The 26,947-nt window shown below is 44.1% G+C and carries 18 protein-coding genes, 3 tRNA genes, 5 rRNA genes, 1 other RNA gene, 1 pseudogene and 1 other annotated feature; of the genes and pseudogenes, 22 read left to right on the top strand and 6 right to left on the bottom strand.

Translation table 11 applies throughout. The annotated features are described in order from the left end of the window. Positions 1-44: 44 nt before the first annotated feature. Positions 45-2,975: ribosomal RNA gene (locus JVX94_RS14620) — 23S ribosomal RNA — on the top strand. 61 nt (positions 2,976-3,036) lie between these two features. Next, positions 3,037-3,152 (top strand): 5S ribosomal RNA (gene rrf / locus JVX94_RS14615). Positions 3,153-3,163: 11 nt separating this feature from the next. On the opposite strand, the gene JVX94_RS14610 is transcribed toward rrf (JVX94_RS14615), so the two are convergent. Then, positions 3,164-4,132 carry a YaaC family protein gene (locus JVX94_RS14610; protein WP_048240379.1) on the bottom strand — a complete coding sequence of 323 codons (969 nt, stop codon included), beginning with the start codon at positions 4,130-4,132 and terminating at the stop codon, positions 3,164-3,166. A gap of 121 nt (positions 4,133-4,253) precedes the next feature. On the opposite strand from JVX94_RS14610, the gene guaB reads away from it, so the two are divergent. Then, positions 4,254-5,720 carry an IMP dehydrogenase gene (guaB, locus tag JVX94_RS14605; RefSeq protein WP_048240380.1) on the top strand — a complete coding sequence of 489 codons (1,467 nt, stop codon included), beginning with the start codon at positions 4,254-4,256 and terminating at the stop codon, positions 5,718-5,720. Between the two features lie 160 nt (positions 5,721-5,880). Beyond that, positions 5,881-7,206, top strand: a complete 1,326-nt coding sequence (locus JVX94_RS14600; protein WP_205183575.1) for a D-alanyl-D-alanine carboxypeptidase family protein — start codon at positions 5,881-5,883, stop codon at positions 7,204-7,206. A gap of 42 nt (positions 7,207-7,248) precedes the next feature. Here JVX94_RS14600 and pdxR read toward each other — a convergent pair whose 3' ends face one another. Beyond that, entirely contained in the window at positions 7,249-8,727 is a 1,479-nt protein-coding gene (gene pdxR, locus JVX94_RS14595; protein WP_144473139.1) for a MocR-like pyridoxine biosynthesis transcription factor PdxR, read from the bottom strand. A 246-nt stretch (positions 8,728-8,973) separates the two neighbouring features. Here pdxR and pdxS point away from each other — a divergent pair, with 246 nt between their 5' ends. From pdxS to JVX94_RS14570, 5 genes and pseudogenes are all read left to right on the top strand, one after another. Beyond that, entirely contained in the window at positions 8,974-9,858 is an 885-nt protein-coding gene (pdxS, locus tag JVX94_RS14590; protein WP_047203776.1) for a pyridoxal 5'-phosphate synthase lyase subunit PdxS, read from the top strand. A 20-nt stretch (positions 9,859-9,878) separates the two neighbouring features. Continuing rightward, positions 9,879-10,469: a pyridoxal 5'-phosphate synthase glutaminase subunit PdxT gene (gene pdxT, locus JVX94_RS14585; RefSeq protein ID WP_098677510.1), complete on the top strand. Its 591-nt coding sequence runs from the start codon at positions 9,879-9,881 to the stop codon at positions 10,467-10,469. Between the two features lie 53 nt (positions 10,470-10,522). Then, positions 10,523-10,739 (top strand) — a binding site (T-box leader). 49 nt (positions 10,740-10,788) lie between these two features. Next, entirely contained in the window at positions 10,789-12,063 is a 1,275-nt protein-coding gene (gene serS, locus JVX94_RS14580) for a serine--tRNA ligase (RefSeq protein WP_024426746.1), read from the top strand. Between the two features lie 596 nt (positions 12,064-12,659). Further along, a pseudogene (locus tag JVX94_RS19800) lies at positions 12,660-12,995 on the top strand (methyl-accepting chemotaxis protein); the annotation flags it as partial. Positions 12,996-13,320: 325 nt separating this feature from the next. After that, positions 13,321-13,413 (top strand) — tRNA-Ser (locus tag JVX94_RS14570). Positions 13,414-13,501: 88 nt separating this feature from the next. On the opposite strand, the gene JVX94_RS14565 is transcribed toward JVX94_RS14570, so the two are convergent. The 4 genes from JVX94_RS14565 to JVX94_RS14550 form a co-directional block, all read right to left on the bottom strand. Then, the gene (locus tag JVX94_RS14565; protein WP_205183572.1) at positions 13,502-14,161 is read right to left on the bottom strand and encodes a deoxynucleoside kinase; all 660 of its coding nucleotides are present in this window, start codon (positions 14,159-14,161) and stop codon (positions 13,502-13,504) included. After that, on the bottom strand, positions 14,158-14,781 hold the full coding sequence (locus JVX94_RS14560; RefSeq protein ID WP_095407521.1) for a deoxynucleoside kinase: 624 nt from the start codon (positions 14,779-14,781) through the stop codon (positions 14,158-14,160). Before JVX94_RS14560 ends, JVX94_RS14565 begins: the two co-directional genes overlap by 4 nt. Before the next feature lie 85 nt (positions 14,782-14,866). Then, positions 14,867-16,114 carry a glycoside hydrolase family 18 protein gene (locus JVX94_RS14555; protein ID WP_240193840.1) on the bottom strand — a complete coding sequence of 416 codons (1,248 nt, stop codon included), beginning with the start codon at positions 16,112-16,114 and terminating at the stop codon, positions 14,867-14,869. Positions 16,115-16,213: 99 nt separating this feature from the next. After that, positions 16,214-16,768 carry a cysteine hydrolase family protein gene (locus tag JVX94_RS14550; protein WP_095407523.1) on the bottom strand — a complete coding sequence of 185 codons (555 nt, stop codon included), beginning with the start codon at positions 16,766-16,768 and terminating at the stop codon, positions 16,214-16,216. Between the two features lie 79 nt (positions 16,769-16,847). On the opposite strand from JVX94_RS14550, the gene tadA reads away from it, so the two are divergent. From tadA to JVX94_RS14485, 13 genes are all read left to right on the top strand, one after another. Further along, on the top strand, positions 16,848-17,324 hold the full coding sequence (gene tadA, locus JVX94_RS14545) for a tRNA adenosine(34) deaminase TadA (protein WP_144473146.1): 477 nt from the start codon (positions 16,848-16,850) through the stop codon (positions 17,322-17,324). A gap of 76 nt (positions 17,325-17,400) precedes the next feature. Further along, positions 17,401-17,665, top strand: an RNA gene (gene ffs, locus JVX94_RS14540) — signal recognition particle sRNA large type. Between the two features lie 331 nt (positions 17,666-17,996). Further along, positions 17,997-19,709 carry a DNA polymerase III subunit gamma/tau gene (gene dnaX, locus JVX94_RS14535; RefSeq protein ID WP_095407525.1) on the top strand — a complete coding sequence of 571 codons (1,713 nt, stop codon included), beginning with the start codon at positions 17,997-17,999 and terminating at the stop codon, positions 19,707-19,709. Between the two features lie 26 nt (positions 19,710-19,735). After that, positions 19,736-20,059, top strand: coding sequence for a YbaB/EbfC family nucleoid-associated protein (locus JVX94_RS14530; RefSeq protein WP_008342011.1), 324 nt, complete (start codon positions 19,736-19,738; stop codon positions 20,057-20,059). A 15-nt stretch (positions 20,060-20,074) separates the two neighbouring features. Further along, positions 20,075-20,671, top strand: a complete 597-nt coding sequence (recR, locus tag JVX94_RS14525; RefSeq protein WP_003218094.1) for a recombination protein RecR — start codon at positions 20,075-20,077, stop codon at positions 20,669-20,671. A gap of 18 nt (positions 20,672-20,689) precedes the next feature. Then, positions 20,690-20,914: a YaaL family protein gene (locus JVX94_RS14520; protein ID WP_095407526.1), complete on the top strand. Its 225-nt coding sequence runs from the start codon at positions 20,690-20,692 to the stop codon at positions 20,912-20,914. Between the two features lie 66 nt (positions 20,915-20,980). Then, positions 20,981-21,244: a pro-sigmaK processing inhibitor BofA family protein gene (locus JVX94_RS14515; protein WP_034284261.1), complete on the top strand. Its 264-nt coding sequence runs from the start codon at positions 20,981-20,983 to the stop codon at positions 21,242-21,244. Between the two features lie 274 nt (positions 21,245-21,518). Further along, positions 21,519-23,067, top strand: a 16S ribosomal RNA gene (locus tag JVX94_RS14510). A 95-nt stretch (positions 23,068-23,162) separates the two neighbouring features. Then, positions 23,163-23,239 (top strand) — tRNA-Ile (locus JVX94_RS14505). Between the two features lie 14 nt (positions 23,240-23,253). Next, a tRNA-Ala gene (locus tag JVX94_RS14500) sits at positions 23,254-23,329 on the top strand. Between the two features lie 98 nt (positions 23,330-23,427). Then, positions 23,428-26,358 (top strand): 23S ribosomal RNA (locus JVX94_RS14495). A gap of 61 nt (positions 26,359-26,419) precedes the next feature. Beyond that, a 5S ribosomal RNA gene (gene rrf, locus JVX94_RS14490) occupies positions 26,420-26,535 on the top strand. Together the 16S, 23S and 5S rRNA genes with 2 tRNA genes alongside form the textbook arrangement of a ribosomal RNA operon. Positions 26,536-26,706: 171 nt before the next feature. Then, complete coding sequence (locus JVX94_RS14485; protein ID WP_024425620.1) at positions 26,707-26,898, top strand: sigma factor G inhibitor Gin; 192 nt, start codon at positions 26,707-26,709, stop codon at positions 26,896-26,898. The last annotated feature ends 49 nt before the right edge of the window (positions 26,899-26,947 follow it).

Genomic DNA, 26,947 nt, shown 5'->3' with positions numbered 1-26,947 from the left:
TGCAAAGTTCATCACACATAGTGATTCTTTCTAAAGTAAGAAATGGTTAAGTTAGAAAGGGCGCACGGTGGATGCCTTGGCACTAGGAGCCGATGAAGGACGGGACGAACACCGATATGCTTCGGGGAGCTGTAAGCAAGCTTTGATCCGGAGATTTCCGAATGGGGAAACCCACTGCTCGTAATGGAGTAGTATCCATACTTGAATACATAGAGTATGAGAAGGCATACCCGGGGAACTGAAACATCTAAGTACCCGGAGGAAGAGAAAGCAAATGCGATTCCCTGAGTAGCGGCGAGCGAAACGGGAACAGCCCAAACCAAGAGGCTTGCCTCTTGGGGTTGTAGGACACTCTATACGGAGTTACAAAGGAATGATATAAGCGAAGAGGTCTGGAAAGGCCCGCCAAAGAAGGTAACAGCCCTGTAACTGAAATATTATTCTCTCCAGAGTGGATCCTGAGTACGGCGGAACACGTGAAATTCCGTCGGAATCCGGGAGGACCATCTCCCAAGGCTAAATACTCCCTAGTGACCGATAGTGAACCAGTACCGTGAGGGAAAGGTGAAAAGCACCCCGGAAGGGGAGTGAAATAGATCCTGAAACCGTGTGCCTACAAGTAGTCAGAGCCCGTTAACGGGTGATGGCGTGCCTTTTGTAGAATGAACCGGCGAGTTACGATCCCGTGCAAGGTTAAGCAGAAGATGCGGAGCCGCAGCGAAAGCGAGTCTGAATAGGGCGCATGAGTACGTGGTCGTAGACCCGAAACCAGGTGATCTACCCATGTCCAGGGTGAAGTTCAGGTAACACTGAATGGAGGCCCGAACCCACGCACGTTGAAAAGTGCGGGGATGAGGTGTGGGTAGGGGTGAAATGCCAATCGAACCTGGAGATAGCTGGTTCTCTCCGAAATAGCTTTAGGGCTAGCCTCAAGGTAAGAGTCTCGGAGGTAGAGCACTGATTGGACTAGGGGCCCCTACCGGGTTACCGAATTCAGTCAAACTCCGAATGCCGATGACTTATCCTTGGGAGTCAGACTGCGAGTGATAAGATCCGTAGTCGAAAGGGAAACAGCCCAGACCGCCAGCTAAGGTCCCAAAGTATACGTTAAGTGGAAAAGGATGTGGAGTTGCTTAGACAACCAGGATGTTGGCTTAGAAGCAGCCACCATTTAAAGAGTGCGTAATAGCTCACTGGTCGAGTGACTCTGCGCCGAAAATGTACCGGGGCTAAACGTATCACCGAAGCTGCGGACTGTTCTTACGAACAGTGGTAGGAGAGCGTTCTAAGGGCTGTGAAGCCAGACCGGAAGGACTGGTGGAGCGCTTAGAAGTGAGAATGCCGGTATGAGTAGCGAAAGACGGGTGAGAATCCCGTCCACCGAATGCCTAAGGTTTCCTGAGGAAGGCTCGTCCGCTCAGGGTTAGTCGGGACCTAAGCCGAGGCCGAAAGGCGTAGGCGATGGACAACAGGTTGATATTCCTGTACCACCTCCTCACCATTTGAGCAATGGGGGGACGCAGGAGGATAGGGTAAGCGCGGTATTGGATATCCGCGTCCAAGCAGTTAGGCTGGGAAATAGGCAAATCCGTTTCCCGTAAAGGCTGAGCTGTGATGGCGAGCGAAATTTAGTAGCGAAGTTCCTGATTCCACACTGCCAAGAAAAGCCTCTAGCGAGGTGAGAGGTGCCCGTACCGCAAACCGACACAGGTAGGCGAGGAGAGAATCCTAAGGTGATCGAGAGAACTCTCGTTAAGGAACTCGGCAAAATGACCCCGTAACTTCGGGAGAAGGGGTGCTTCTTAGGGTGTTAAAGCCCCGAGAAGCCGCAGTGAATAGGCCCAGGCGACTGTTTAGCAAAAACACAGGTCTCTGCGAAGCCGTAAGGCGAAGTATAGGGGCTGACGCCTGCCCGGTGCTGGAAGGTTAAGAGGAGCGCTTAGCGTAAGCGAAGGTGCGAATTGAAGCCCCAGTAAACGGCGGCCGTAACTATAACGGTCCTAAGGTAGCGAAATTCCTTGTCGGGTAAGTTCCGACCCGCACGAAAGGCGCAACGATCTGGGCACTGTCTCAACGAGAGACTCGGTGAAATTATAGTACCTGTGAAGATGCAGGTTACCCGCGACAGGACGGAAAGACCCCGTGGAGCTTTACTGCAGCCTGATATTGAATGTTGGTACAGCTTGTACAGGATAGGTAGGAGCCTTGGAAACCGGAGCGCTAGCTTCGGTGGAGGCATCGGTGGGATACTACCCTGGCTGTATTGACCTTCTAACCCGCTGCCCTTATCGGGCAGGGAGACAGTGTCAGGTGGGCAGTTTGACTGGGGCGGTCGCCTCCTAAAATGTAACGGAGGCGCCCAAAGGTTCCCTCAGAATGGTTGGAAATCATTCGCAGAGTGTAAAGGCACAAGGGAGCTTGACTGCGAGACCTACAAGTCGAGCAGGGACGAAAGTCGGGCTTAGTGATCCGGTGGTTCCGCATGGAAGGGCCATCGCTCAACGGATAAAAGCTACCCCGGGGATAACAGGCTTATCTCCCCCAAGAGTCCACATCGACGGGGAGGTTTGGCACCTCGATGTCGGCTCATCGCATCCTGGGGCTGTAGTCGGTCCCAAGGGTTGGGCTGTTCGCCCATTAAAGCGGTACGCGAGCTGGGTTCAGAACGTCGTGAGACAGTTCGGTCCCTATCCGTCGCGGGCGCAGGAAATTTGAGAGGAGCTGTCCTTAGTACGAGAGGACCGGGATGGACGCACCGCTGGTGTACCAGTTGTTCTGCCAAGGGCATCGCTGGGTAGCTATGTGCGGACGGGATAAGTGCTGAAAGCATCTAAGCATGAAGCCCCCCTCAAGATGAGATTTCCCATTCCGCAAGGAAGTAAGATCCCTGAAAGATGATCAGGTTGATAGGTCTGAGGTGGAAGCGTGGTGACACGTGGAGCTGACAGATACTAATAGATCGAGGACTTAACCTATATTCTAATGTGAAGCATGAACATTGTTATCTAGTTTTGAGAGAACATTCTCTCCATCAGGTTTGGTGGCGATAGCGAAGAGGTCACACCCGTTCCCATACCGAACACGGAAGTTAAGCTCTTCAGCGCCGATGGTAGTTGGGGGTTTCCCCCTGTGAGAGTAGGACGCCGCCAAGCTTTTATAAGGATCAGTTCCATTTGGAACTGGTCTTTTTTGTTTTTTCTTCTAACAGCATCATGATGTAAGCTGGGAACTTCTCTTCTGCAATCTCCATGTAGCGTTCAATCATGACGTAATCATCGCTAATGTATTGAGAAAGCAGCTCGTACCACCATTCTGTTTCGTAGCGGGCAATCATACTAAGGTTATACATCAATAAGTAATGGCTGATGATCTCAGGAATCCCTAGAAAAGCATCTCTTGTTGACGGTATAAACCATTGATCCATTTCTAAATCATAATGAAGATGAGTAGCAAGTGCTGGGTTTTCTTCAAGAAATACATCGAACGTCAATTGTTTAGCCTCTCTCTGTTTGAGTTTCCAGCTTGTATGGAACTCAAAGTATTCAATAAACCGTTCAGCAGACATGTTATAAAGTAATGGAATATGATCTTGAATCATCATTCCGTTAGCCTTTTCCACTTTAACTAATGTCGAGGGCTGCTTTTGAAACTCAAGAACATGACTCATTTCAGGTATTTTTGACAGGAGATGGATCATCGTAAATCGCTCATCTTCAAGACCATTTAAATGAAATAGATGCTTTAACACATGCATACACAGCCCATTTCTTTGGATTTTCACTTCATCTTCACTAAAACGGTAATGCTGTTTCTTTCTCTTCCTTGATGTTACGCCATGAGCTAAAACAGAGGTTTGAGAAGGATAATGGGGATCAACTGTCAGCAAACACGCTTTTAGCAGCTGCGCCATTCCATAAAACAATAAAATGGGTTTAAGTTCTAGAGGCGCGATCGCTGCCTGTTCATAGAACGTATGGCCATGTTTTAGAAAGTAAATAAATCGTTCACAGTTTTTATAGGCTTGCTGGTTTGCATCTTGAATGTTCCGTTTCTCATATTGTTGAAATAGAAACTTTTGGGAGGTTTCGAGCGAATAAAAGCGTTTTAAATCCTTCCATCCTGAACTTTTCATGTTCTTCCTCAACTCTCTTTATATTTTCTAAAAATTGCAACTGTTTGTTGCTTCCTTGACATGCTGTTTCCTAGTTGATAATCTACATATAATATTTTGCCGAAAAGAGGGGGATTTACTAATGTGGGAAAGTAAATTTTCAAAAGAAGGTTTAACGTTTGACGATGTTTTGCTTGTTCCAGCAAAGTCTGAAGTACTTCCACGTGATGTCAATTTATCAGTGGAGCTAACAAGCACATTAAAGCTTAACATTCCAATTATCAGTGCGGGAATGGACACAGTGACGGAATCACAAATGGCGATCGCAATGGCACGTCAAGGTGGTCTTGGTATTATTCATAAGAACATGTCCATTGAACAGCAAGCAGAGCAGGTGGATAAAGTAAAACGCTCAGAGCGCGGCGTTATTACAAATCCATTCTTCTTAACACCAGAGCATCAAGTATTTGATGCAGAGCATTTAATGGGTAAATACCGTATTTCAGGTGTGCCAATTGTCAACAACGAACAAGACCAAAAGCTTGTTGGTATTATTACGAACCGTGACCTTCGTTTTATTTCGGATTATTCAATGAAGATTAGCGACGTGATGACAAAAGAGGAACTTGTGACAGCTTCTGTTGGTACAACGTTAGAAGAAGCTGAAAAAATCCTACAGCAATACAAGATTGAAAAATTACCTCTTTTAGATGACGAAGGAACACTAAAAGGTCTCATCACAATCAAAGATATTGAAAAAGTGATTGAATTCCCTAACTCCTCTAAAGATGCACATGGCCGTTTAATTGTTGGTGCCGCTGTTGGTGTCACTGGCGATACAATGACACGTGTGAAAAAATTAGTCGAAGCCAATGTGGATGTCATTGTCATTGATACAGCACACGGTCATTCTCAAGGTGTTCTAAACACTGTATCGAAAATCCGTGAAACGTATCCTTCTCTTAACATCATTGCTGGTAATGTTGCAACAGCTGAAGCAACAAAAGCATTGTTTGAAGCAGGAGCAGATATTGTGAAAGTCGGTATCGGACCAGGATCTATTTGTACAACACGTGTTGTTGCAGGTGTCGGTGTACCACAAATCACAGCGATCTATGACTGTGCAACAGAAGCAAGAAAACATGGTAAAGCTATTATTGCAGATGGTGGAATTAAATATTCAGGTGATATCGTGAAAGCATTAGCATCTGGCGGACATGCTGTTATGCTGGGAAGCCTTCTAGCTGGTACATCTGAAAGCCCAGGAGACACAGAAATTTTCCAAGGTAGACGCTTCAAAGTTTATCGTGGTATGGGTTCTGTCGCTGCAATGGAAAAAGGAAGTAAAGATCGTTACTTCCAAGAAGATAATAAAAAATTCGTTCCTGAAGGTATTGAAGGCCGTACACCATACAAAGGGCCAGTTGTTGATACAGTGTATCAACTAGTTGGCGGTATTCGTTCTGGTATGGGCTATTGTGGAACACAGGATTTACGCACTCTTAGAGAAGAAGCACAGTTTATTCGTATGACGGGTGCAGGACTTCGTGAGAGCCATCCACATGATGTACAAATTACAAAAGAATCACCAAACTACACAATTTCTTGATAAATTGTGACAATCAAATTACATTTGACAGGGTCTATGACTCTGTCTATTTTTTTTGTCTTTATTGTGATAAAATTTATACTGTTGTGTTGAAACAAGCCCTTGTGGATTACATATATATGAAAAACGTCGAAAAAAGATGAATACGGAGGTATGACGATTGAACAGCAAGATGATGAAACAGCTTATGGTCTCTATCCTTGCATTGGCATTGATTGTTACAGCATTTACACCAATGTCCAAAGCAAAAGCGGCTGAAGATCCATTCAGTGTGAATGCGAAAGCAGCGATCCTTATTGAAGCTTCTACAGGTAAAATTCTTTATAGTAAAAACGCAGATCAAAGACTGCCTATCGCAAGTATGGCAAAAATGATGACAGAGTATCTATTACTAGAGGCGATTGCTGAAGGCAAAGTGAAATGGGATCAAAAGTATACGCCAGATGATTATGTATACGAAATTTCTCAGGACCGTAGTTTATCTAACGTTCCTTTGAGAAAAGATGGCTCGTATACAGTGAAAGAACTTTATCAAGCAACGGCTATTTATTCTGCAAATGCAGCAGCGATTGGTTTAGCGGAAGTGATCGCTGGATCAGAATCAAAATTTGTTGAAAAAATGAACGCAAAAGCGAAAGAACTTGGTTTAACAAACTACAAATTCGTGAATGCAACTGGATTGGAAAATAAAGATTTACATGGCCAACAGCCAAAAGGTACAGGTGCTGATGAAGAAAGCGAAGTATCTGCAAAAGATATGGCATTGCTTGCACAACATCTCATCAAAGACCATCCAGAAATTCTTGAAACATCAAGTATTGCGAAAACAAAGTTCAGAGAAGGCACAGACGATGAAATGGACATGCCTAACTGGAACTTCATGCTTAAAGGACTTGTGAAGGAATATAAAGGTGTAGACGGTCTGAAAACAGGATCTACAGATTCAGCCGGTTCTAGCTTCACAGGTACAGCAAAACAAGGTGACATGCGTGTCATCGCAGTCATCTTGAATGCAAAAGGTAATCTTCATACAGCACGTTTCGACGTGGCGAAAAAACTGTTCGACTACGCGTTTAAAAACTTCACGATGAAAGAAATGTACAAAAAAGGTCAACAAATCAAAGGGCATGAAAGCATCGAAGTGGATAAAGGCAAAGACAAAGAAGTACCCGTCGTCACGAAAGAAGCATTTTCTGTACCAGTAAAAAATGGTGACGAGAAGAGCTATAAAGCACAAGTAAATATCGAGAAAAAGAACCTAGAAGCTCCTACTAAAAAGGGAACGAAGGTTGGCATGCTGACGACTTCTTATTCTGGTGATGAGAAGGACTACGGCTATTTGAATAAAGACCAATCAGGTGTTGAGCTTGTGACGAAAACAGGCGATGAAAAAGCAAATTGGTTCATCCTTGCAATGCGTGGTGTAGGTGGTTTCTTCGCTGGCATTTGGGGCGGAATCGTTGACACAGTAAAAGGTTGGTTCTAATAAAAAAACTGCTCTCTATACATGAGAGCAGTTTTTTTATCGTTAAAAGAAGAGCGATTGCTTCTGATTTTGAGGAGTGGACAAGGCTTGCTGAAAAATATCACATAACTTTTCCACGCCCTCGGTCAATGCTTTTTCATTCACATAAGAAAAGCTGAGGCGGATATAATTCTGTTTCGGTTCCCCAGGATAACAGACAGAGCCAGGCAAAAAGGTAATTTGCTGTTTACGTGCCTCATGCAACAGTGCTCGTGTATCAACCCAGGAAGGGAAGCTAAGCCATAAATTGAGCCCGCCCTGTGGAATTTGCCACGTTACATCTTTCGGTGCATGCTTCGTTAACACATCCATCATCAAATCGCGTCTCACTTTCAAGGCGGTCCTTAGCTTCTTTGTATGATCAATCATTTTCTTTGATGTCAGAAACGGTAATATGGCCTTTTGTGTGAGGAGAGGGCTGCCTAAGTCATTATTGGCCTTTGCAGCTAATAAACGGTTAAATATCGAGCCTGACGCTGTGATAATCCCGATTCTGCATCCTGGAGCCAGTGTTTTACTTAACCCTCGTAAATAAATGACATGTCCATCATGATCCAGGCTTTTAATAGGTGCTGGCGGCTTCTTTTCAAAATAAAGCTCACGATATGGGTCATCTTCTACAATGAGACAATCTATGCTTTGAGCCAGTAAGAGAAGTTGTTTTCTGCGTTTCATTGACATACTGGCTCCTGTCGGACTGTGAAAAGTAGGAATCGTATAGATGAGCTTCGGTTTATATTTATCACAAATGCTTTGAAGCTGCTTCATGTTCATCCCTTCATGATCGACAGGGACGGTAATGATTCTTGCTCCTCTGCCCATAAAGACATCGATAGCCCCTGGATAGGTCGGTGCTTCCATAACGACTACATCATCCGGTCCAATAAACGTACGTGCCACCAAATCAAGCCCTTGCTGAGAACCACTTGTTACAAGAATATTTTCAGGTGTAGATGGCACATCCAACTTTTCTAAAAAAGATTGAATGACCTGTCGCAGTTGAAGATCACCTTGTATTTCTCCATACTTCGACATGATTTGAGGATGTCTGGCTAGTACATGCTGCATTTCTTTTTCTAAATATCGGTTTGGCAAAAGCCCTGGATCGATCATAGAAGAAGAAAGGTTAATGGCTTCTTCGACATAGTGATACTGAGCGAATTGAGACCGTGGTAAATAATCTGGAATCGACAACTGCCAATCGAAAGAGGTAGATGATGGAATCGGGATCTCTGCCTGCTCTTGCTGCTCATTCACAAAAGTTCCTTTACCTTGCACCGTTGTTAAATATCCGTCGTCCTTTAAACGGGTGTATGCCTTTGCTGCCGTGACAAGACTCACATTCAGCTGCTTAGCTAAATCACGGACAGTCGGCAGCTTTTCTCCTTGCTGAAGCAAACCCGATTGAATGTGATCGATGATTGAAAAGTAAATTTGATTTGAAAGAGATGTATCAGAGTGTCGATGGATATCAATATGCATGAAACCCCTCCAAAGAATGCAAAATTGTTATACATGAATTTTAATTGTTATAGATGTATTATAGCATGTAAATCATACTTGAAAGAGAAAATGACATGTTTTTAGCTGTAAATCCTTTGTTTACAAGGGTTTATCCTTATTTCCCGTTTGGTTGAATTGTTATACTATTCTCTTTATTGTTATACTTTCTCGCTTGTATGATAAAGATGTTGAATCAATCGAATAGACAAATGGGAGGAAACTATTGTGAGCAATAAGGGAACTGAACGAGTGAAACGTGGAATGGCAGAAATGCAAAAAGGTGGCGTCATTATGGATGTCGTCAATGCTGAGCAGGCAAAAATTGCAGAAGAAGCAGGCGCGGTTGCAGTCATGGCATTAGAACGAGTACCAGCTGATATCCGTGCCGCAGGCGGTGTTGCCCGTATGGCAGACCCAAGAATCGTAGAGGAAGTACAAAATGCAGTAACGATTCCAGTCATGGCAAAAGCACGTATCGGTCACATTGTCGAGGCTCGTGTTCTTGAAGCACTTGGTGTTGATTATATCGATGAGAGTGAAGTGCTGACGCCCGCAGATGAGGAATTCCATTTAAATAAAAATGAATACACAGTACCTTTTGTTTGTGGATGCCGCGACCTAGGTGAGGCAACCCGCCGTATCGCAGAAGGCGCTTCTATGCTTCGTACAAAAGGAGAGCCTGGGACAGGCAACATTGTAGAAGCTGTTCGTCATATGAGAAAGGTTAACGCTCAGATTCGTAAAGTATCAGCCATGAGTGAAGATGAACTGATGACAGAAGCTAAGAATCTTGGTGCACCTTATGAATTATTGCTGCAAATCAAAAGAGATGGCAAGCTGCCAGTTGTGAACTTTGCGGCAGGCGGAGTTGCGACACCAGCAGATGCTGCGTTAATGATGCAGCTTGGAGCAGACGGTGTATTTGTCGGATCTGGTATTTTCAAATCAGACAATCCAGCTAAATTTGCAAAAGCGATTGTTGAAGCAACGACTCATTTCACAGATTACCGTCTCATTGCAGAACTTTCAAAAGAGCTTGGAACAGCTATGAAAGGAATTGAAATTTCAAATCTACTGCCAGAAGAACGTATGCAAGAGCGTGGCTGGTAATTAAGGGAGCGCAAACGAACATGCTTACAATTGGTGTACTAGGGCTTCAAGGAGCGGTGAGAGAGCATATTCAATCGATTGAAGCCTGCGGCGCAGAAGGAAAGATTATTAAACGCGTAGAAGAGCTAGAATCCGTTGACGGTTTGATTATCCCTGGTGGAGAAAGTACGACGATGAGAAGACTCATGGATACGTACCAATTCATTGACCCGATCAAAGCGTTCGCTGCTCAAGGGAAACCGATTTTCGGGACATGTGCCGGTTTGATTATGCTGGCAAAGCATATCGAAGATCGAGAAGATGCTCATCTTGGACTGCTAAATGTATCTGTTGCACGGAATTCTTTTGGCAGACAGGTAGACAGCTTTGAAGCAGATTTAGAAGTAAAAGGACTGGATGCGCCGTTTACAGGGGTATTCATCCGTGCGCCTCATATCATCAGCGCAGATGATAGCGTAGAAATTATGGCTGAATATGATGGCAGGATTGTGATGGCGAAAGAAAACAATATCTTAGGCTGCTCCTTTCATCCAGAGCTGACTGACGATCACCGGTTAACACAGCTGTTTGTAGACATGGTGAAGTCCTACAAAACGAAGCTTGCTGTATAAAACGGTTGAAAAGAGATAAAACTTATAGTACATTAAAAACACAATCAAAGATCGAAAAAGCGTTGACGGGAAATAGTAAGAAGCCCCTCTTTCTCAGAGAGCCGATGGTTGGTGAGAATCGGTGAAAGATGCATTCTGAATCCATCCTTGAGCGAAATGCTGAAACAAGAGAAGTAAGCATTTACGGTGATACCGTTACAGAGGAAAGAGGAAAGCATGCTTCTGCATGTTTTCAATCAGGGTGGCAACGCGAGAGCTCTCGTCCCTTTCATGGGATGAGGGCTCTTTTTATTTTTCGATAAAAAAAGGAGTGTTATACATGCTGGATATTAAACAACTGCGCACGGACTTTGATCAAATCAAAGAAAAATTAGCACACCGAGGCGAAGATTTAGCGGATTTTGATAAGTTTGGTGAGCTAGATCAAAAAAGAAGAGAATTAATCGGGAAAACAGAAGAATTAAAGAGCCGAAGAAATGAAGTATCACAGCAAGTGGCCGTTCTAAAAAGAGAAAAGAAAGACGCCGATCACATTATTCAAGAAATGCGTGAGGTAGGAGATGAGATCAAGAAGCTGGATGATGAGCTAAGAACAGTAGAAGAAAGCCTGCAGCACATCCTGTTCTCAATTCCAAATATCCCTCATGACTCTGTACCAGTTGGTGAAACAGAAGACGACAACGTGGAAGTGAGAAAATGGGGCGAACAGCCAGCCTTTTCATTTGAGCCAAAACCACATTGGGACGTAGCTGATGAGCTAAAAATCCTTGATTTTGAACGTGCAGGAAAAGTGACAGGAAGCCGTTTCGTTTTTTATAAAGGGCTTGGCGCACGCTTAGAGCGAGCATTGTATAACTTTATGCTTGATTTACATGTGGATGAGTTTGGTTTTACTGAAGTGCTTCCACCTTATATGGTCAACAGAGCAAGTATGACAGGAACTGGGCAGCTTCCAAAATTCGAAGAGGATGCCTTTAAAATTCGCGAAGAAGATTACTTCCTCATTCCAACAGCTGAAGTGCCAATTACGAACATGCATCGTGACGAAATTCTCGAAGGTGAACAGCTGCCAATCAACTATGCAGCATTCAGTGCTTGCTTTAGATCAGAAGCTGGATCTGCCGGCAGAGATACACGCGGACTCATTCGTCAGCACCAATTTAACAAGGTAGAGCTCGTGAAATTTGTCAGACCAGAAGATTCTTATGAAGAATTAGAGAAACTAACAAATCAAGCAGAAAAAGTTCTTCAGCTATTGAACCTGCCATACCGTGTCATGAGCATGTGTACTGGAGATTTAGGCTTCACAGCTGCGAAGAAATACGATATCGAAGTATGGATTCCGAGCCAGAATACGTACCGTGAAATTTCTTCTTGCAGTAACTTCGAAGCATTCCAGGCAAGACGTGCAAACATTCGTTTCCGTCCAGAGCCTAAAGCGAAGCCAGAACATGTCCATACATTAAATGGATCTGGATTAGCAGTAGGAAGAACCGTAGCGGCTATTTTAGAAAACTATCAACAAGAGGACGGCACAGTGATCATTCCAGAAGTACTGCGTCCTTACATGGGAAATAAAGAAGTGATGAAATAAGATGCCGCCAAGGCATCTTATTCTTTTTACCAAAAGTCCTACAGTTTTCCTGAATTTAGCCGATAAAAAGAGTAAAAGCTTCTAGGAAAGAAGGAATAACCTTGAATAGGCTTGACTATTATGTTGAAATGGCTCAATTACTTAGAAAGGTACTAGATGAAAGTATTCTTTTCGGCATCACGGATACAGAGAAGGTACTTTGTTATTACCCGTCTAACACAATAGATTTTGGTATGAAAGTTGGGGACCCATTGAACCCAGAAGACCAAAATGTGGCGACGACATTAAGAGGACAAGAATATGACGGTTACTTACCAGAATCACTATATGGTTATGAAGTTGCTGTAAAAGGTTACCCGATTTTTGATGAAAATAGAAAAGTCATCGGCTCGTTTTTAGTGGCATTTACATATCATCGTGAAAAAAAATTAAGCGGTTATATGGAGCAAATCAATAAAGTAGCGAAAGAACTCCAAGGTGGAATTGAGCAAATTGCTGCACATTCACAAGAGCTGGCTGCTACAAGTTTAGAAATAAGCGAACAGGCAGGAAGAGCAGAAGAGAAATCTGCGAATATTGAAGAAGTCGTCAAAACCATTGGCGGGATTGCTAGACAAACAAATCTGCTAGGTTTAAATGCTGCAATTGAAGCTGCAAGAGCAGGTGAGAATGGAAAAGGGTTCGCTGTCGTGGCTGATGAAGTGCGTAAATTATCAGATGGCTCGAAGGAAGCGGCTGAAACCATTAATACTTTTTTAAAAGAAATCCAAGACAGCATTGGCACTTTGTCTGAAAACATCTCACAAATCAGCAGCTCAACAAATGAACAAGCCGAACAAGTGACAGACTTTACGAAGATTATCGAATCATTAAATGAGTTTAAAGTAGAGATGAATCAGTTTATTGAAGAAATGAGACAGGATACGAAATAGATAAAGAGCAGCCATCAATGGCTGCTTCAGCGTGTAGACAAACCCTCGCATTCGTTGTCAGGTCTGCGCTTCGGTGCTCACGAATGTCAAATTCGCTCCGCTCCGGTGCTCGTCCTTCCTAGACTGCAAAGGTTTTCTATCACGCTGAAAAGAAGACAAAGGGCTAAAATCAAAATCATTTTAGCCCTTTGTCAACAATCTGGAGCAGCCGTCAAAGGCTGCTTTTTTATAGGCAATTATCATGCCGAAATCACAAATTGAATTTTTTTTCGAAAAGATGTTGACTTCAAATAAAATGATATGGTATATTAATTCTTGTCGATACGGAGGAATACCCAAGTCCGGCTGAAGGGATCGGTCTTGAAAACCGACAGGGGTGTCAAAGCCCGCGGGGGTTCGAATCCCTCTTCCTCCGCCATATTGATTTTTTACCTTAGTTGAATTGAACGCAAGCATAAAAATTGGAAATTGTCAAACCGCTGCATTTCGCGAATGCAGCGGTTTTTTTATTTTGTTTTAGAGCGATTTTTTTGAATAACAGAAGCGATTTCATGAAGAATGGGATCAAGTGAACTTTCATCATGAAATAGGTCGTAATCTTCAATATTAATTTTAATCACTGGGCATAAATCAAATTGTTCGATCCACTCTGTGTATCGAGTGTACATTTCTTCCCAATAAGCCCGGTCAGTTTGAGTTTCCATCTCTCTGCCGCGTTCTTCAATACGATTTAAAATATGATCTAAATCCCCGTGCAGATAGATGAGGACATCAGGGTGAGGGAAGTAAGGTGTCATCACCATCGCCTCAAATAGGCTTGTGTACGTTTCATAATCGACCTCAGACATCGTACCTTTGTCCGCATGCATTTTTGCAAAAATGCCAGTGTCCTCATAAATGGAACGATCTTGTACATATCCTCCACCAGATTCAAAAATCCGCTTTTGCTCCTTAAAACGCTCAGCTAGGAAATAGACCTGTAAGTGGAAGCTCCATCTTTGGAAATCTGAATAAAAAGGCTCTAAATATGGGTTATCATCTACTTTTTCAAGAGACGTTTGAAACCCTAGCTTGTCTGCTATTGTTTTGGTCATAGTGGATTTGCCGACACCAACAGTCCCGGCAATTGTGATGACTGCGTCCTTTGGTATTTCGATCTTGTTCATAGCACTTGCTCCTTTATGTTCTGTACAATTTGCTGGTAATCTTGCTGTGAGGAAACGAAGTCTGTATGATCTCCTTCAATTGTAATGATAGGAAGCCCTGGCTCAGTCTGTTTTAAATGTTCAATGGCCAGCTCATAATCTTCAATGAGTGTTTTTAAATAAGCTGGGTCAATGTCTTCTTCAAAAGAGCGACCTCTCATCTGTATTCTTTCAAGTAAGGTGGGAAGGCTGGCTTTTATATAGATCATGGCATTTGGTTTAGGAAGATCATCTGTTAGCAGGTGATAGATCTTTCTGTATTTATCCATGTGCTTTTTTGATAATGTTCTTTCTGCAAATATCATATTTTTATAGACGTGATAATCAGTGACAACCGGCTGCTGTTTACTCACATAGTTTTCTTCTATTGATTCTAATTGTTTGAACCGATTGCATAAAAAGAACATCTCAAGCTGAAAGCTCCATTGTTCCATATCTTCATAAAATTTATCTAAGAATGGATTTTCTTCTACAATCTCTTTTACTAAAGGGAATTGAAATTCCTTCGCAAGCATTGTAGCCAAAGTTGTTTTTCCGGCTCCAATTGGGCCTTCCACTGCAATAAAAGGGGCAGGATACATAGGCGTTCTCCTCTATCTATAAAGTTAAAGTTGTCAAACCAATGTATATTGTACCATACCCCTTCTAATAGATAGAGTGAATGGATTACGATGTCGTTCTTTTTTCAATATTAAATTGATCTGATAATAAGAGCCAATTTTGTGGGAAAGATAGACCTAATTTCCAATAAGCAATTCCGTTCAATTTTAGCTCTTTGATGAGGTTGAATTTTGCTTGAATCGATCTAGCATCTTCGAACCAGACCTCATGCTCTTTGTTGTTGGTATCTGTATAACGAAAATGAGGTGCTTGTGCTGTTTCGTCGTATAGGATAGAGACATTGTGTTGTCTAGCAAGTGCAATTGCTTGTTGAGGACTGACGGCTTTGGCGATGGGGCCGCCCTGGACGAAAGGAAGTGTCCAATCATAGCCATATAAATTTTGTCCCATTACAATTTTATTGGCCGGTATGACAGTCAGTGCATATTCAATGACTTGGCGAACAGGTCCAATTGGAGAGACAGCTTGTGCAGGGCCGCCGCTGTAGCCCCATTCATAGGTCATCAACACAACATGATCGACGACCTTACCAATCGCTTCATAGTCATGGGCTTCATACCATTTGCCCTTTTGCTGGCTACTTGTTTTTGGCGCCAGTGCAACAGATATTGCCCATCCTTCTTGATGGAAGCGGGCTGTTGCCTCTCTTAAAAATTGAATATATGCATCTTTATCAGCAGGACGTAAATATTCAAAATCAAAATGGATTTCCTTGAATTGATACTTTTTGGCAACACGAACAATTTCATTTAAAAATGTCGTTTTGACAGATTGGTTAGTTAAAAGAATACGCCCAAGTTCATCACTGAATTTTTCATTCTCTAGATTTGTCACCACCATGGTTAATACAGTTCTGTTCTGAGCGGCAATCTGAGGTAGTTGGTCTAACGCTGGTTCTCGCAGTGTTCCATCTCTTTGTGCTTGAAAACTAAAGACGTCTAAATGGGTTAAGTATGGGGAGGCCTCTCTAGCTGCCTGCTTTAGGTTTTCACTGACTTGATTTCCTCGTGGTTCAATATAAGCATTGGAATTGATGTTCCTTTTCGGCCTTTGTGGAATATAGAGCAAGAAGCGAATAGGTAATATTGCTTCAGGTCGAATTCTATTCACACGTGCCAATTCTTCTACTGAGATTTGAAACCGTCTTCCAATTTGATATAGTGTGTCATTTTGTTTGACCTCATAAAATTGACCTCTAATGGGAATGACAATTGTTTGTCCAATGACGAGTTGATTTGGTGTTTCGATTTCGTTAGTACGGATGATTTCATTAACTGTTGTTTTAAAACGCATGGCAATGTCGTTTAAAGTATCTCCTCTTTTGACAACATAAATTTGAATAGTCAACGCCCCCTTTGTTATTGCTAACAATTTATGAGGGTTATGGCGAAATCATGTTTGATTTTCATTCGTGATCTCCTTAGCAGTGGTGATTTTTGCTAGAAGAACGTTCTCCATCATCGTTAAAGCGTAGTCGTTATCTCTGTCGTCGTTTGAAGCGATACAATCTTTAGGTACAATTAGATTGTATTCTCGCATGTATGCGTCATTTGCAGTGAACAAAACGCAAATGTTTCCGGCAATTCCAGTTAGAATAATGTCCTCGACGCCTAATTCATTTAAGAGGGTCTCTAGTGCAGTACCGTAGAAGGCAGAATGCTTTGGTTTAATTAAGAAGTAATTATCTTTAGATGGTGCCATTTTCTCTAAAATAGGAGCGCTTCTTTCGTTTTTGCATGTTTCCAGAACAGCTTGGATATCAGCCTTCCAAAGTCCGTAGTGATCGTTGATATAAATGATTGGCCAATTTTCCTTGAAAGCATGTTGTTTAAGAGCTAAAATTTTATTGGTCATTTGCTCTGTTTTTTCTGCAAGCACATGACCCATTTCAAAATCAAAATTATTAATCATGTCGATAATAAGCAGCGCCTTTTGGTGCTTTGACAAAATAAAACCCCCTTTAAAAGATCGTGATAATATGTTAACCTCAATTTCCTTTTAAAAAACATGAAAAGAGAGCCGTGCCATGACGAAAGATGAACAATTTATGCAAGAAGCAATTTCTGAAGCCTTAAAAGCAGAACAAATAGGGGAAGTGCCGATCGGTGCCATCATTGTTGTTGATGATCAAATTGTGAGCCGCGCTCATAATTTAAGGGAAAGTGAGCAGCGTGCAATTGCACATGCAGAATTACTTGCCATTGATGAAGCGTGTAAAGCGGCTGGAAGCTGGCGTTTAGAAGATGCTGTGCTTTACGTTACGCTTGAGCCATGCCCGATGTGTGCGGGTGCTATTGTTCTCTCTAGAGTGAAAAAGGTCGTTTTTGGTGCATTCGATCCAAAAGGTGGATGTGCAGGTACTTTAATGAATTTGCTGGATGATGAACGGTTTAATCATCAGTCTGAGGTCATCGGTGGTGTACTTGAAAATGAGTGTGGTGAGCTGTTAAGTCAGTTCTTCCGAAATCTCCGTCAGCGAAAGAAACAAGCCAAAAGTAAATGAATGGATGTCGTTTGCAATTTGAGCTATAAGAAGGTATACTTATGTCTGCGTCACTAACAATTTAATATTCATTTTGCCGTGCTAAGCGGGGAGGTAGCGGTGCCCTGTACTCGCAATCCGCTCTAGCGAGGCCGAATCCCTTCTCGAGGTTCGTTTACTTCAAGGTCTGCCTTAAATAAGTGGTGTTGACGTCTGGGTCCTGCGCAATGGGAATTCATGAACCATGTCAGGTCCGGAAGGAAGCAGCATTAAGTGAAACCTCTCATGTGCCGCAGGGTTGCCTGGGCCGAGCTAACTGTTTAAGTAACGCTTGGGGTAGCGAATCGACAGAAGGTGCACGGTAAATCAATATTAAATGTTAACTCATCTAGTTTATCTAGGTGAGTTTTTTGTTGCTGTTCAAAGAATAGCTCAACTGCTTTGGTTATACAAATAGATAAAAAGTCTTTTTGGCGCCATTTGCATTTTTCACTAATCACAACTAGAACTGGTGTTCTATTTGGGGTCCCAGGTCTTTTCGCAAAGCTAGAAAATACGTTTTTAATGCATGGAAAGTAGAAAATCTCTAATTGAAATCATCTTTTTGGCATATTAGAAAATAAAGGTGTGCTTTTGAATTGATCGGTGCATCATGTATAATGAAAAGGATGATAAATGGAGGAGGGCGTATTTGTGAGTTATCAAGCTTTATATCGAGTGTTCAGACCTCAAGTTTTTGAGGATGTTGTTGGACAAGAACACATCACAAAAACGTTGCAAAATGCCCTTTTGCAGAAAAAGTTTTCTCATGCTTACTTATTTTCAGGTCCTAGAGGAACAGGTAAAACAAGTGCTGCCAAAATCTTTGCTAAGGCAGTGAACTGTGAAAAGTCACCTGTTAGCGAGCCGTGTAATGAATGTGATGCCTGTAAAGGGATTACAAACGGTTCAATTTCAGACGTGATTGAAATAGATGCTGCCTCGAATAACGGGGTAGATGAAATCCGGGATATACGTGATAAAGTGAAATTTGCTCCTTCGGCGGTTACATATAAGGTTTATATTATAGATGAAGTACATATGCTCTCTATCGGTGCATTTAATGCCCTCCTTAAAACGCTGGAAGAACCGCCTGCTCATTGTATCTTTATTTTGGCTACCACAGAGCCCCATAAGATTCCTCTTACCATCATATCTCGTTGTCAGCGATTTGATTTTAAACGAATCACGACCAAAGATATTGTTGGAAGAATGGAGAAAATTGTAGATGCAGAAGGCCTAAATGTACAGGAGGGCTCGCTCGAGATCATTGCTAGTGCAGCTGATGGCGGTATGCGTGATGCACTAAGTCTCTTGGATCAAGCGATCTCATTTAGTGGTGAACAATTGACAATTGATGATGCGCTGCTCATAACAGGAGCTGTATCTCAGCATTTCATTAGTCAGCTTGCTGAAGCAATTTTTGATCAAAATATTGCCATAGCGTTAGATACTTTAAATGAATTGCTCCAGCAGGGGAAAGATGCTGCTAAATTAATAGAGGATATGATTTTTTACTTTAGAGATATGCTGCTTTATAAAACGGCACCAGATCTCGAGGGTGTCCTTGAAAAGGTAAAGGTCGACGAAAGTTTCGTCTCGCTTTCAGATCGTGTGACACCTCAGTTTCTATATGAAACAATTGAAGTATTGAATAAAAGCCACCAAGAAATGAAGTGGACAAATCATCCAAGGATTTTCTTCGAGGTAGCTGTTGTAAAGCTGTGTCAGTCAACGGCAGGATTGACACAAGGGCATGCTGACGCTGATTTAACGGCGCTAACAGATAAAATAAACAGGCTGGAACAGGAACTATCGAGGCTAAGAGCCGAAGGTGTACCAATGTCTCCATCTCATAGCTCTCAAGAAAAAAAGGAAGCGCCTCGACCACAAACGAGTAACAAAAATGGCTATCGTGCACCTGTCGGACGAATTCATGAGATTTTGAAAGAAGCGAAACGGCCTGAGTTGGAAAAAATTAAAGGCAAATGGGGAGAGCTCCTTGCCCAGTTGAAACAGCAGAATAAGGTGTCTCACGCTGCGTTATTAACGGACAGTGAGCCAGTTGCGGCTGCTACTCATGCCTTTGTTTTAAAATTCAAGTTTGAAATACATTGTAAAATGGTTGCTGAAGATAAAAGCGGTGTTCGAACCAATCTTGAACAACTGCTAGAGTCTATGTTAGGAAAAAGAGTGGAATTAGTTGGCGTTCCTGACGCTCAATGGGGTAAAATAAGAGAAGAATTTTTAAGAGATCATCAGCCGGATGAACAAGCAGATGGTCAGGGAACTTCTTCTGAAGAGGATCCATTGATTGCGGAAGCAAAGAAATTAGTAGGAACTGATTTAATTGAAATTAAAGATTAATAAAAATGAAAGAGAGTGGTGTTCATATGCGCGGTGGAATGGGAAATATGCAAAAAATGATGAAACAAATGCAAAAAATGCAAAAGGATATGGCTAAGGCTCAGGAAGAGCTTGCAGAAAAAGTCCTTGAAGGTACAGCTGGTGGCGGTATGGTCACTGTAAAAGTAAATGGACAAAAAGAAGTCGTTGATGTAGCAATTAATGAAGAAGTTGTTGATCCAGAAGATATCGATATGCTTCAAGATCTTGTCCTTGCTGCGACGAACGATGCATTGAAAAAAGTCGATGAGCTAACGAATGAAACGATGGGTCAATTCACAAAAGGAATGAACATGCCAGGTTTATTCTAGGAGGAATAACTGAAGATGCAATATCCTGAACCAATATCAAAGCTGATTGACAGCTTTATGAAATTGCCAGGAATCGGACCGAAAACTGCGGTCCGTCTGGCTTTTTTTGTTCTTAGTATGCAGGAAGATGTCGTGCTAGATTTTGCGAAGGCGCTTGTAAATGCAAAGCGTAATTTAACTTATTGTTCGGTATGCGGTCATATCACAGACCAAGATCCTTGCTATATTTGTGAAGATACAAGAAGAGATCAATCTGTTATCTGTGTAGTACAGGATCCAAAAGATGTAATCGCAATGGAAAAAATGAAAGAATACAACGGCTTATATCATGTGCTTCATGGTGCCATTTCGCCAATGGACGGAATTGGACCGGAGGATATTAAAATTCCTGATCTATTAAAAAGATTGCAAGATGATCAAGTGACAGAGGTGATCCTTGCAACGAATCCAAACATTGAAGGAGAAGCAACAGCCATGTATATCTCCAGATTGTTGAAACCATCAGGAATTAAACTCTCTCGCATTGCTCACGGACTTCCAGTAGGCGGGGATTTAGAGTATGCGGATGAAGTTACACTGTCTAAGGCTCTAGAAGGCAGACGTGAGATGTAGGAAGGAGAAGTACGGTACATGGGTTTTCTTCGCAGAAAATCAATTCGAAAAGAATTCGATGAGATATTAATTCAACAGCTTTTTAAGCAAAAGGAAGAATGGAACAGACAAAAAAAGCTTGTCGCAAATAGCGTTGAGCCTTCACCGGACATTCTATTCGAATTAAAGCTTGCTCAAGCGAAGTACTTTTTCTATCTGAGAGAAGCGAAAAAGAGGAATTTACGTTTAAACAACTGGAAATAGCAGGTCTATTATACATAGTCCTCTCATATGCTTGTACTATTCATATGAAGAGGAGATGAGAGGATTATGGAACCTGTTATTGTGATCGGGTCAATTTTGCTAGCTGTGCTATTGTTGTTTATGTCAGGTGTGCAGGCGAATCCATTCAAATGGTTAGGGCTTATCGGAGTGAAGTTTGTGGCAGGCGCTCTTTTTTTATTTTGCCTCAACCTCTTTGGCGAGAGTCTAGGCTTACATGTCTCTATTAACCCTGTAACGAGTGGAATTAGTGGTTTATTGGGTATTCCGGGCGTAGCAGCTTTAATCGTCATTGAAAAGTTTATTATTTAATGAAAAATATTATTGACTTTGATTCGATAGGGTGGTAAATTAATATACGTCGCTGATGACGAAGAAACGAAAAAACATAATAACAAAAAAGTTGTTGACACTAACAACTTGGATGTGATAAGATGTTCTAGTTGCTTCTGAAGCGGTAAACAAGTTCTTTGAAAACTAAACAAGACAAAACGTACCTGTTAATTCGAGTTTTTATAAAAAAATCCTATGATACTTCATAGGTAGTCAGTCAAACTGGCGAAAAGCAAAACTTCGGTTTTGTACTTTTTCGGAGAGTTTGATCCTGGCTCAGGACGAACGCTGGCGGCGTGCCTAATACATGCAAGTCGAGCGGACAGAAGGGAGCTTGCTCCCGGATGTTAGCGGCGGACGGGTGAGTAACACGTGGGTAACCTGCCTGTAAGACTGGGATAACTCCGGGAAACCGGAGCTAATACCGGATAGTTCCTTGAACCGCATGGTTCAAGGATGAAAGACGGTTTCGGCTGTCACTTACAGATGGACCCGCGGCGCATTAGCTAGTTGGTGGGGTAATGGCTCACCAAGGCGACGATGCGTAGCCGACCTGAGAGGGTGATCGGCCACACTGGGACTGAGACACGGCCCAGACTCCTACGGGAGGCAGCAGTAGGGAATCTTCCGCAATGGACGAAAGTCTGACGGAGCAACGCCGCGTGAGTGATGAAGGTTTTCGGATCGTAAAGCTCTGTTGTTAGGGAAGAACAAGTGCGAGAGTAACTGCTCGCACCTTGACGGTACCTAACCAGAAAGCCACGGCTAACTACGTGCCAGCAGCCGCGGTAATACGTAGGTGGCAAGCGTTGTCCGGAATTATTGGGCGTAAAGGGCTCGCAGGCGGTTTCTTAAGTCTGATGTGAAAGCCCCCGGCTCAACCGGGGAGGGTCATTGGAAACTGGGAAACTTGAGTGCAGAAGAGGAGAGTGGAATTCCACGTGTAGCGGTGAAATGCGTAGAGATGTGGAGGAACACCAGTGGCGAAGGCGACTCTCTGGTCTGTAACTGACGCTGAGGAGCGAAAGCGTGGGGAGCGAACAGGATTAGATACCCTGGTAGTCCACGCCGTAAACGATGAGTGCTAAGTGTTAGGGGGTTTCCGCCCCTTAGTGCTGTAGCTAACGCATTAAGCACTCCGCCTGGGGAGTACGGTCGCAAGACTGAAACTCAAAGGAATTGACGGGGGCCCGCACAAGCGGTGGAGCATGTGGTTTAATTCGAAGCAACGCGAAGAACCTTACCAGGTCTTGACATCCTCTGACAACCCTAGAGATAGGGCTTTCCCTTCGGGGACAGAGTGACAGGTGGTGCATGGTTGTCGTCAGCTCGTGTCGTGAGATGTTGGGTTAAGTCCCGCAACGAGCGCAACCCTTGATCTTAGTTGCCAGCATTCAGTTGGGCACTCTAAGGTGACTGCCGGTGACAAACCGGAGGAAGGTGGGGATGACGTCAAATCATCATGCCCCTTATGACCTGGGCTACACACGTGCTACAATGGACAGAACAAAGGGCTGCAAGACCGCAAGGTTTAGCCAATCCCATAAATCTGTTCTCAGTTCGGATCGCAGTCTGCAACTCGACTGCGTGAAGCTGGAATCGCTAGTAATCGCGGATCAGCATGCCGCGGTGAATACGTTCCCGGGCCTTGTACACACCGCCCGTCACACCACGAGAGTTTGCAACACCCGAAGTCGGTGAGGTAACCTTTATGGAGCCAGCCGCCGAAGGTGGGGCAGATGATTGGGGTGAAGTCGTAACAAGGTAGCCGTATCGGAAGGTGCGGCTGGATCACCTCCTTTCTAAGGATATATGGAGCAGCGTACGTTTTCGTCTTGTTTAGTTTTGAAGGAACTTGCAAAAGATCCTACAACATCATATCTTCGATATGAAAGATGGGCCTGTAGCTCAGCTGGTTAGAGCGCACGCCTGATAAGCGTGAGGTCGGTGGTTCGAGTCCACTCAGGCCCACCATCTTCTATTAAATCGGGGCCTTAGCTCAGCTGGGAGAGCGCCTGCCTTGCACGCAGGAGGTCAGCGGTTCGATCCCGCTAGGCTCCACCAACGTGTTCTTTGAAAACTAGATAACAATAAGTAATACATTCACATTGAATGCAATGCAAAGTTCATCACACATAGTGATTCTTTCTAAAGTAAGAAATGGTTAAGTTAGAAAGGGCGCACGGTGGATGCCTTGGCACTAGGAGCCGATGAAGGACGGGACGAACACCGATATGCTTCGGGGAGCTGTAAGCAAGCTTTGATCCGGAGATTTCCGAATGGGGAAACCCACTGCTCGTAATGGAGTAGTATCCATACTTGAATACATAGAGTATGAGAAGGCATACCCGGGGAACTGAAACATCTAAGTACCCGGAGGAAGAGAAAGCAAATGCGATTCCCTGAGTAGCGGCGAGCGAAACGGGAACAGCCCAAACCAAGAGGCTTGCCTCTTGGGGTTGTAGGACACTCTATACGGAGTTACAAAGGAACGATATAAGCGAAGAGGTCTGGAAAGGCCCGCCAAAGAAGGTAACAGCCCTGTAACTGAAATATTGTTCTCTCCAGAGTGGATCCTGAGTACGGCGGAACACGTGAAATTCCGTCGGAATCCGGGAGGACCATCTCCCAAGGCTAAATACTCCCTAGTGACCGATAGTGAACCAGTACCGTGAGGGAAAGGTGAAAAGCACCCCGGAAGGGGAGTGAAATAGATCCTGAAACCGTGTGCCTACAAGTAGTCAGAGCCCGTTAACGGGTGATGGCGTGCCTTTTGTAGAATGAACCGGCGAGTTACGATCCCGTGCAAGGTTAAGCAGAAGATGCGGAGCCGCAGCGAAAGCGAGTCTGAATAGGGCGCATGAGTACGTGGTCGTAGACCCGAAACCAGGTGATCTACCCATGTCCAGGGTGAAGTTCAGGTAACACTGAATGGAGGCCCGAACCCACGCACGTTGAAAAGTGCGGGGATGAGGTGTGGGTAGGGGTGAAATGCCAATCGAACCTGGAGATAGCTGGTTCTCTCCGAAATAGCTTTAGGGCTAGCCTCAAGGTAAGAGTCTCGGAGGTAGAGCACTGATTGGACTAGGGGCCCCTACCGGGTTACCGAATTCAGTCAAACTCCGAATGCCGATGACTTATCCTTGGGAGTCAGACTGCGAGTGATAAGATCCGTAGTCGAAAGGGAAACAGCCCAGACCGCCAGCTAAGGTCCCAAAGTATACGTTAAGTGGAAAAGGATGTGGAGTTGCTTAGACAACCAGGATGTTGGCTTAGAAGCAGCCACCATTTAAAGAGTGCGTAATAGCTCACTGGTCGAGTGACTCTGCGCCGAAAATGTACCGGGGCTAAACGTATCACCGAAGCTGCGGACTGTTCTTACGAACAGTGGTAGGAGAGCGTTCTAAGGGCTGTGAAGCCAGACCGGAAGGACTGGTGGAGCGCTTAGAAGTGAGAATGCCGGTATGAGTAGCGAAAGACGGGTGAGAATCCCGTCCACCGAATGCCTAAGGTTTCCTGAGGAAGGCTCGTCCGCTCAGGGTTAGTCGGGACCTAAGCCGAGGCCGAAAGGCGTAGGCGATGGACAACAGGTTGATATTCCTGTACCACCTCCTCACCATTTGAGCAATGGGGGGACGCAGGAGGATAGGGTAAGCGCGGTATTGGATATCCGCGTCCAAGCAGTTAGGCTGGGAAATAGGCAAATCCGTTTCCCGTGAAGGCTGAGCTGTGATGGCGAGCGAAATTTAGTAGCGAAGTTCCTGATTCCACACTGCCAAGAAAAGCCTCTAGCGAGGTGAGAGGTGCCCGTACCGCAAACCGACACAGGTAGGCGAGGAGAGAATCCTAAGGTGATCGAGAGAACTCTCGTTAAGGAACTCGGCAAAATGACCCCGTAACTTCGGGAGAAGGGGTGCTTCTTAGGGTGTTAAAGCCCCGAGAAGCCGCAGTGAATAGGCCCAGGCGACTGTTTAGCAAAAACACAGGTCTCTGCGAAGCCGTAAGGCGAAGTATAGGGGCTGACGCCTGCCCGGTGCTGGAAGGTTAAGAGGAGCGCTTAGCGTAAGCGAAGGTGCGAATTGAAGCCCCAGTAAACGGCGGCCGTAACTATAACGGTCCTAAGGTAGCGAAATTCCTTGTCGGGTAAGTTCCGACCCGCACGAAAGGCGCAACGATCTGGGCACTGTCTCAACGAGAGACTCGGTGAAATTATAGTACCTGTGAAGATGCAGGTTACCCGCGACAGGACGGAAAGACCCCGTGGAGCTTTACTGCAGCCTGATATTGAATGTTGGTACAGCTTGTACAGGATAGGTAGGAGCCTTGGAAACCGGAGCGCTAGCTTCGGTGGAGGCATCGGTGGGATACTACCCTGGCTGTATTGACCTTCTAACCCGCTGCCCTTATCGGGCAGGGAGACAGTGTCAGGTGGGCAGTTTGACTGGGGCGGTCGCCTCCTAAAATGTAACGGAGGCGCCCAAAGGTTCCCTCAGAATGGTTGGAAATCATTCGCAGAGTGTAAAGGCACAAGGGAGCTTGACTGCGAGACCTACAAGTCGAGCAGGGACGAAAGTCGGGCTTAGTGATCCGGTGGTTCCGCATGGAAGGGCCATCGCTCAACGGATAAAAGCTACCCCGGGGATAACAGGCTTATCTCCCCCAAGAGTCCACATCGACGGGGAGGTTTGGCACCTCGATGTCGGCTCATCGCATCCTGGGGCTGTAGTCGGTCCCAAGGGTTGGGCTGTTCGCCCATTAAAGCGGTACGCGAGCTGGGTTCAGAACGTCGTGAGACAGTTCGGTCCCTATCCGTCGCGGGCGCAGGAAATTTGAGAGGAGCTGTCCTTAGTACGAGAGGACCGGGATGGACGCACCGCTGGTGTACCAGTTGTTCTGCCAAGGGCATCGCTGGGTAGCTATGTGCGGACGGGATAAGTGCTGAAAGCATCTAAGCATGAAGCCCCCCTCAAGATGAGATTTCCCATTCCGCAAGGAAGTAAGATCCCTGAAAGATGATCAGGTTGATAGGTCTGAGGTGGAAGCGTGGTGACACGTGGAGCTGACAGATACTAATAGATCGAGGACTTAACCTATATTCTAATGTGAAGCATGAACATTGTTATCTAGTTTTGAGAGAACATTCTCTCCATCAGGTTTGGTGGCGATAGCGAAGAGGTCACACCCGTTCCCATACCGAACACGGAAGTTAAGCTCTTCAGCGCCGATGGTAGTTGGGGGTTTCCCCCTGTGAGAGTAGGACGCCGCCAAGCTTTTATAAGGATCAGTTCCATTCGGAACTGGTCTTTTTTGTTTTTTAAGAAAAGGAACAAACACTCGATCTGACATGGATACATATACTAAACTACCATCTAAAACATTCTTAATTTTGTATACAATTGAAAGCGCTAGGGCATACTGAAGCTATAAGTGGAGGTGTCACAATGAGCAAAAAAGAGCGAGAAGCGATTTGTTTGATTTGTGAAGAGAAAAAAACAAAGGGAATTTATTTATATCATCAGTTTTTGTGCCGAGAATGTGAGCGAAAGTTAATTTCTACATCGACCTCGGATCCTAGCTATGCCGATTATGTTAGAAAGCTTAAAAATCTTCATACGCCGCCTTTGTATTCATAGACCATTAGATGGTCTTTTTTTATGAGCCATGAAGGATTGGGCCTGTTTT

The sequence above is a fragment of the Bacillus sp. PDNC022 genome, from assembly GCF_016919285.1.
GTDB lineage: Bacteria > Bacillota > Bacilli > Bacillales > Bacillaceae > Bacillus > Bacillus safensis.
The sequence above is the reverse complement of the archived record's forward strand: the minus strand, read 5'-3'. Positions and strand labels throughout refer to the sequence as shown.

Excerpts from the sequence above, each read along its gene's own strand:
- JVX94_RS14610 (WP_048240379.1), bottom strand. The coding sequence starts at position 4,132 with ATGAAAAGTTCAGGATGGAAGGATTTAAAACGCTTTTATTCGCTCGAA.
- guaB (WP_048240380.1), top strand. The coding sequence starts at position 4,254 with ATGTGGGAAAGTAAATTTTCAAAAGAAGGTTTAACGTTTGACGATGTT.
- pdxR (WP_144473139.1), bottom strand. The coding sequence starts at position 8,727 with ATGCATATTGATATCCATCGACACTCTGATACATCTCTTTCAAATCAA.
- pdxT (WP_098677510.1), top strand. The coding sequence starts at position 9,879 with ATGCTTACAATTGGTGTACTAGGGCTTCAAGGAGCGGTGAGAGAGCAT.
- serS (WP_024426746.1), top strand. The coding sequence starts at position 10,789 with ATGCTGGATATTAAACAACTGCGCACGGACTTTGATCAAATCAAAGAA.
- JVX94_RS14565 (WP_205183572.1), bottom strand. The coding sequence starts at position 14,161 with ATGAACAAGATCGAAATACCAAAGGACGCAGTCATCACAATTGCCGGG.
- JVX94_RS14560 (WP_095407521.1), bottom strand. The coding sequence starts at position 14,781 with ATGTATCCTGCCCCTTTTATTGCAGTGGAAGGCCCAATTGGAGCCGGA.
- JVX94_RS14555 (WP_240193840.1), bottom strand. The coding sequence starts at position 16,114 with ATGCGTTTTAAAACAACAGTTAATGAAATCATCCGTACTAACGAAATC.
- tadA (WP_144473146.1), top strand. The coding sequence starts at position 16,848 with ATGACGAAAGATGAACAATTTATGCAAGAAGCAATTTCTGAAGCCTTA.
- JVX94_RS14530 (WP_008342011.1), top strand. The coding sequence starts at position 19,736 with ATGCGCGGTGGAATGGGAAATATGCAAAAAATGATGAAACAAATGCAA.
- recR (WP_003218094.1), top strand. The coding sequence starts at position 20,075 with ATGCAATATCCTGAACCAATATCAAAGCTGATTGACAGCTTTATGAAA.
- JVX94_RS14520 (WP_095407526.1), top strand. The coding sequence starts at position 20,690 with ATGGGTTTTCTTCGCAGAAAATCAATTCGAAAAGAATTCGATGAGATA.
- JVX94_RS14515 (WP_034284261.1), top strand. The coding sequence starts at position 20,981 with ATGGAACCTGTTATTGTGATCGGGTCAATTTTGCTAGCTGTGCTATTG.
- JVX94_RS14485 (WP_024425620.1), top strand. The coding sequence starts at position 26,707 with ATGAGCAAAAAAGAGCGAGAAGCGATTTGTTTGATTTGTGAAGAGAAA.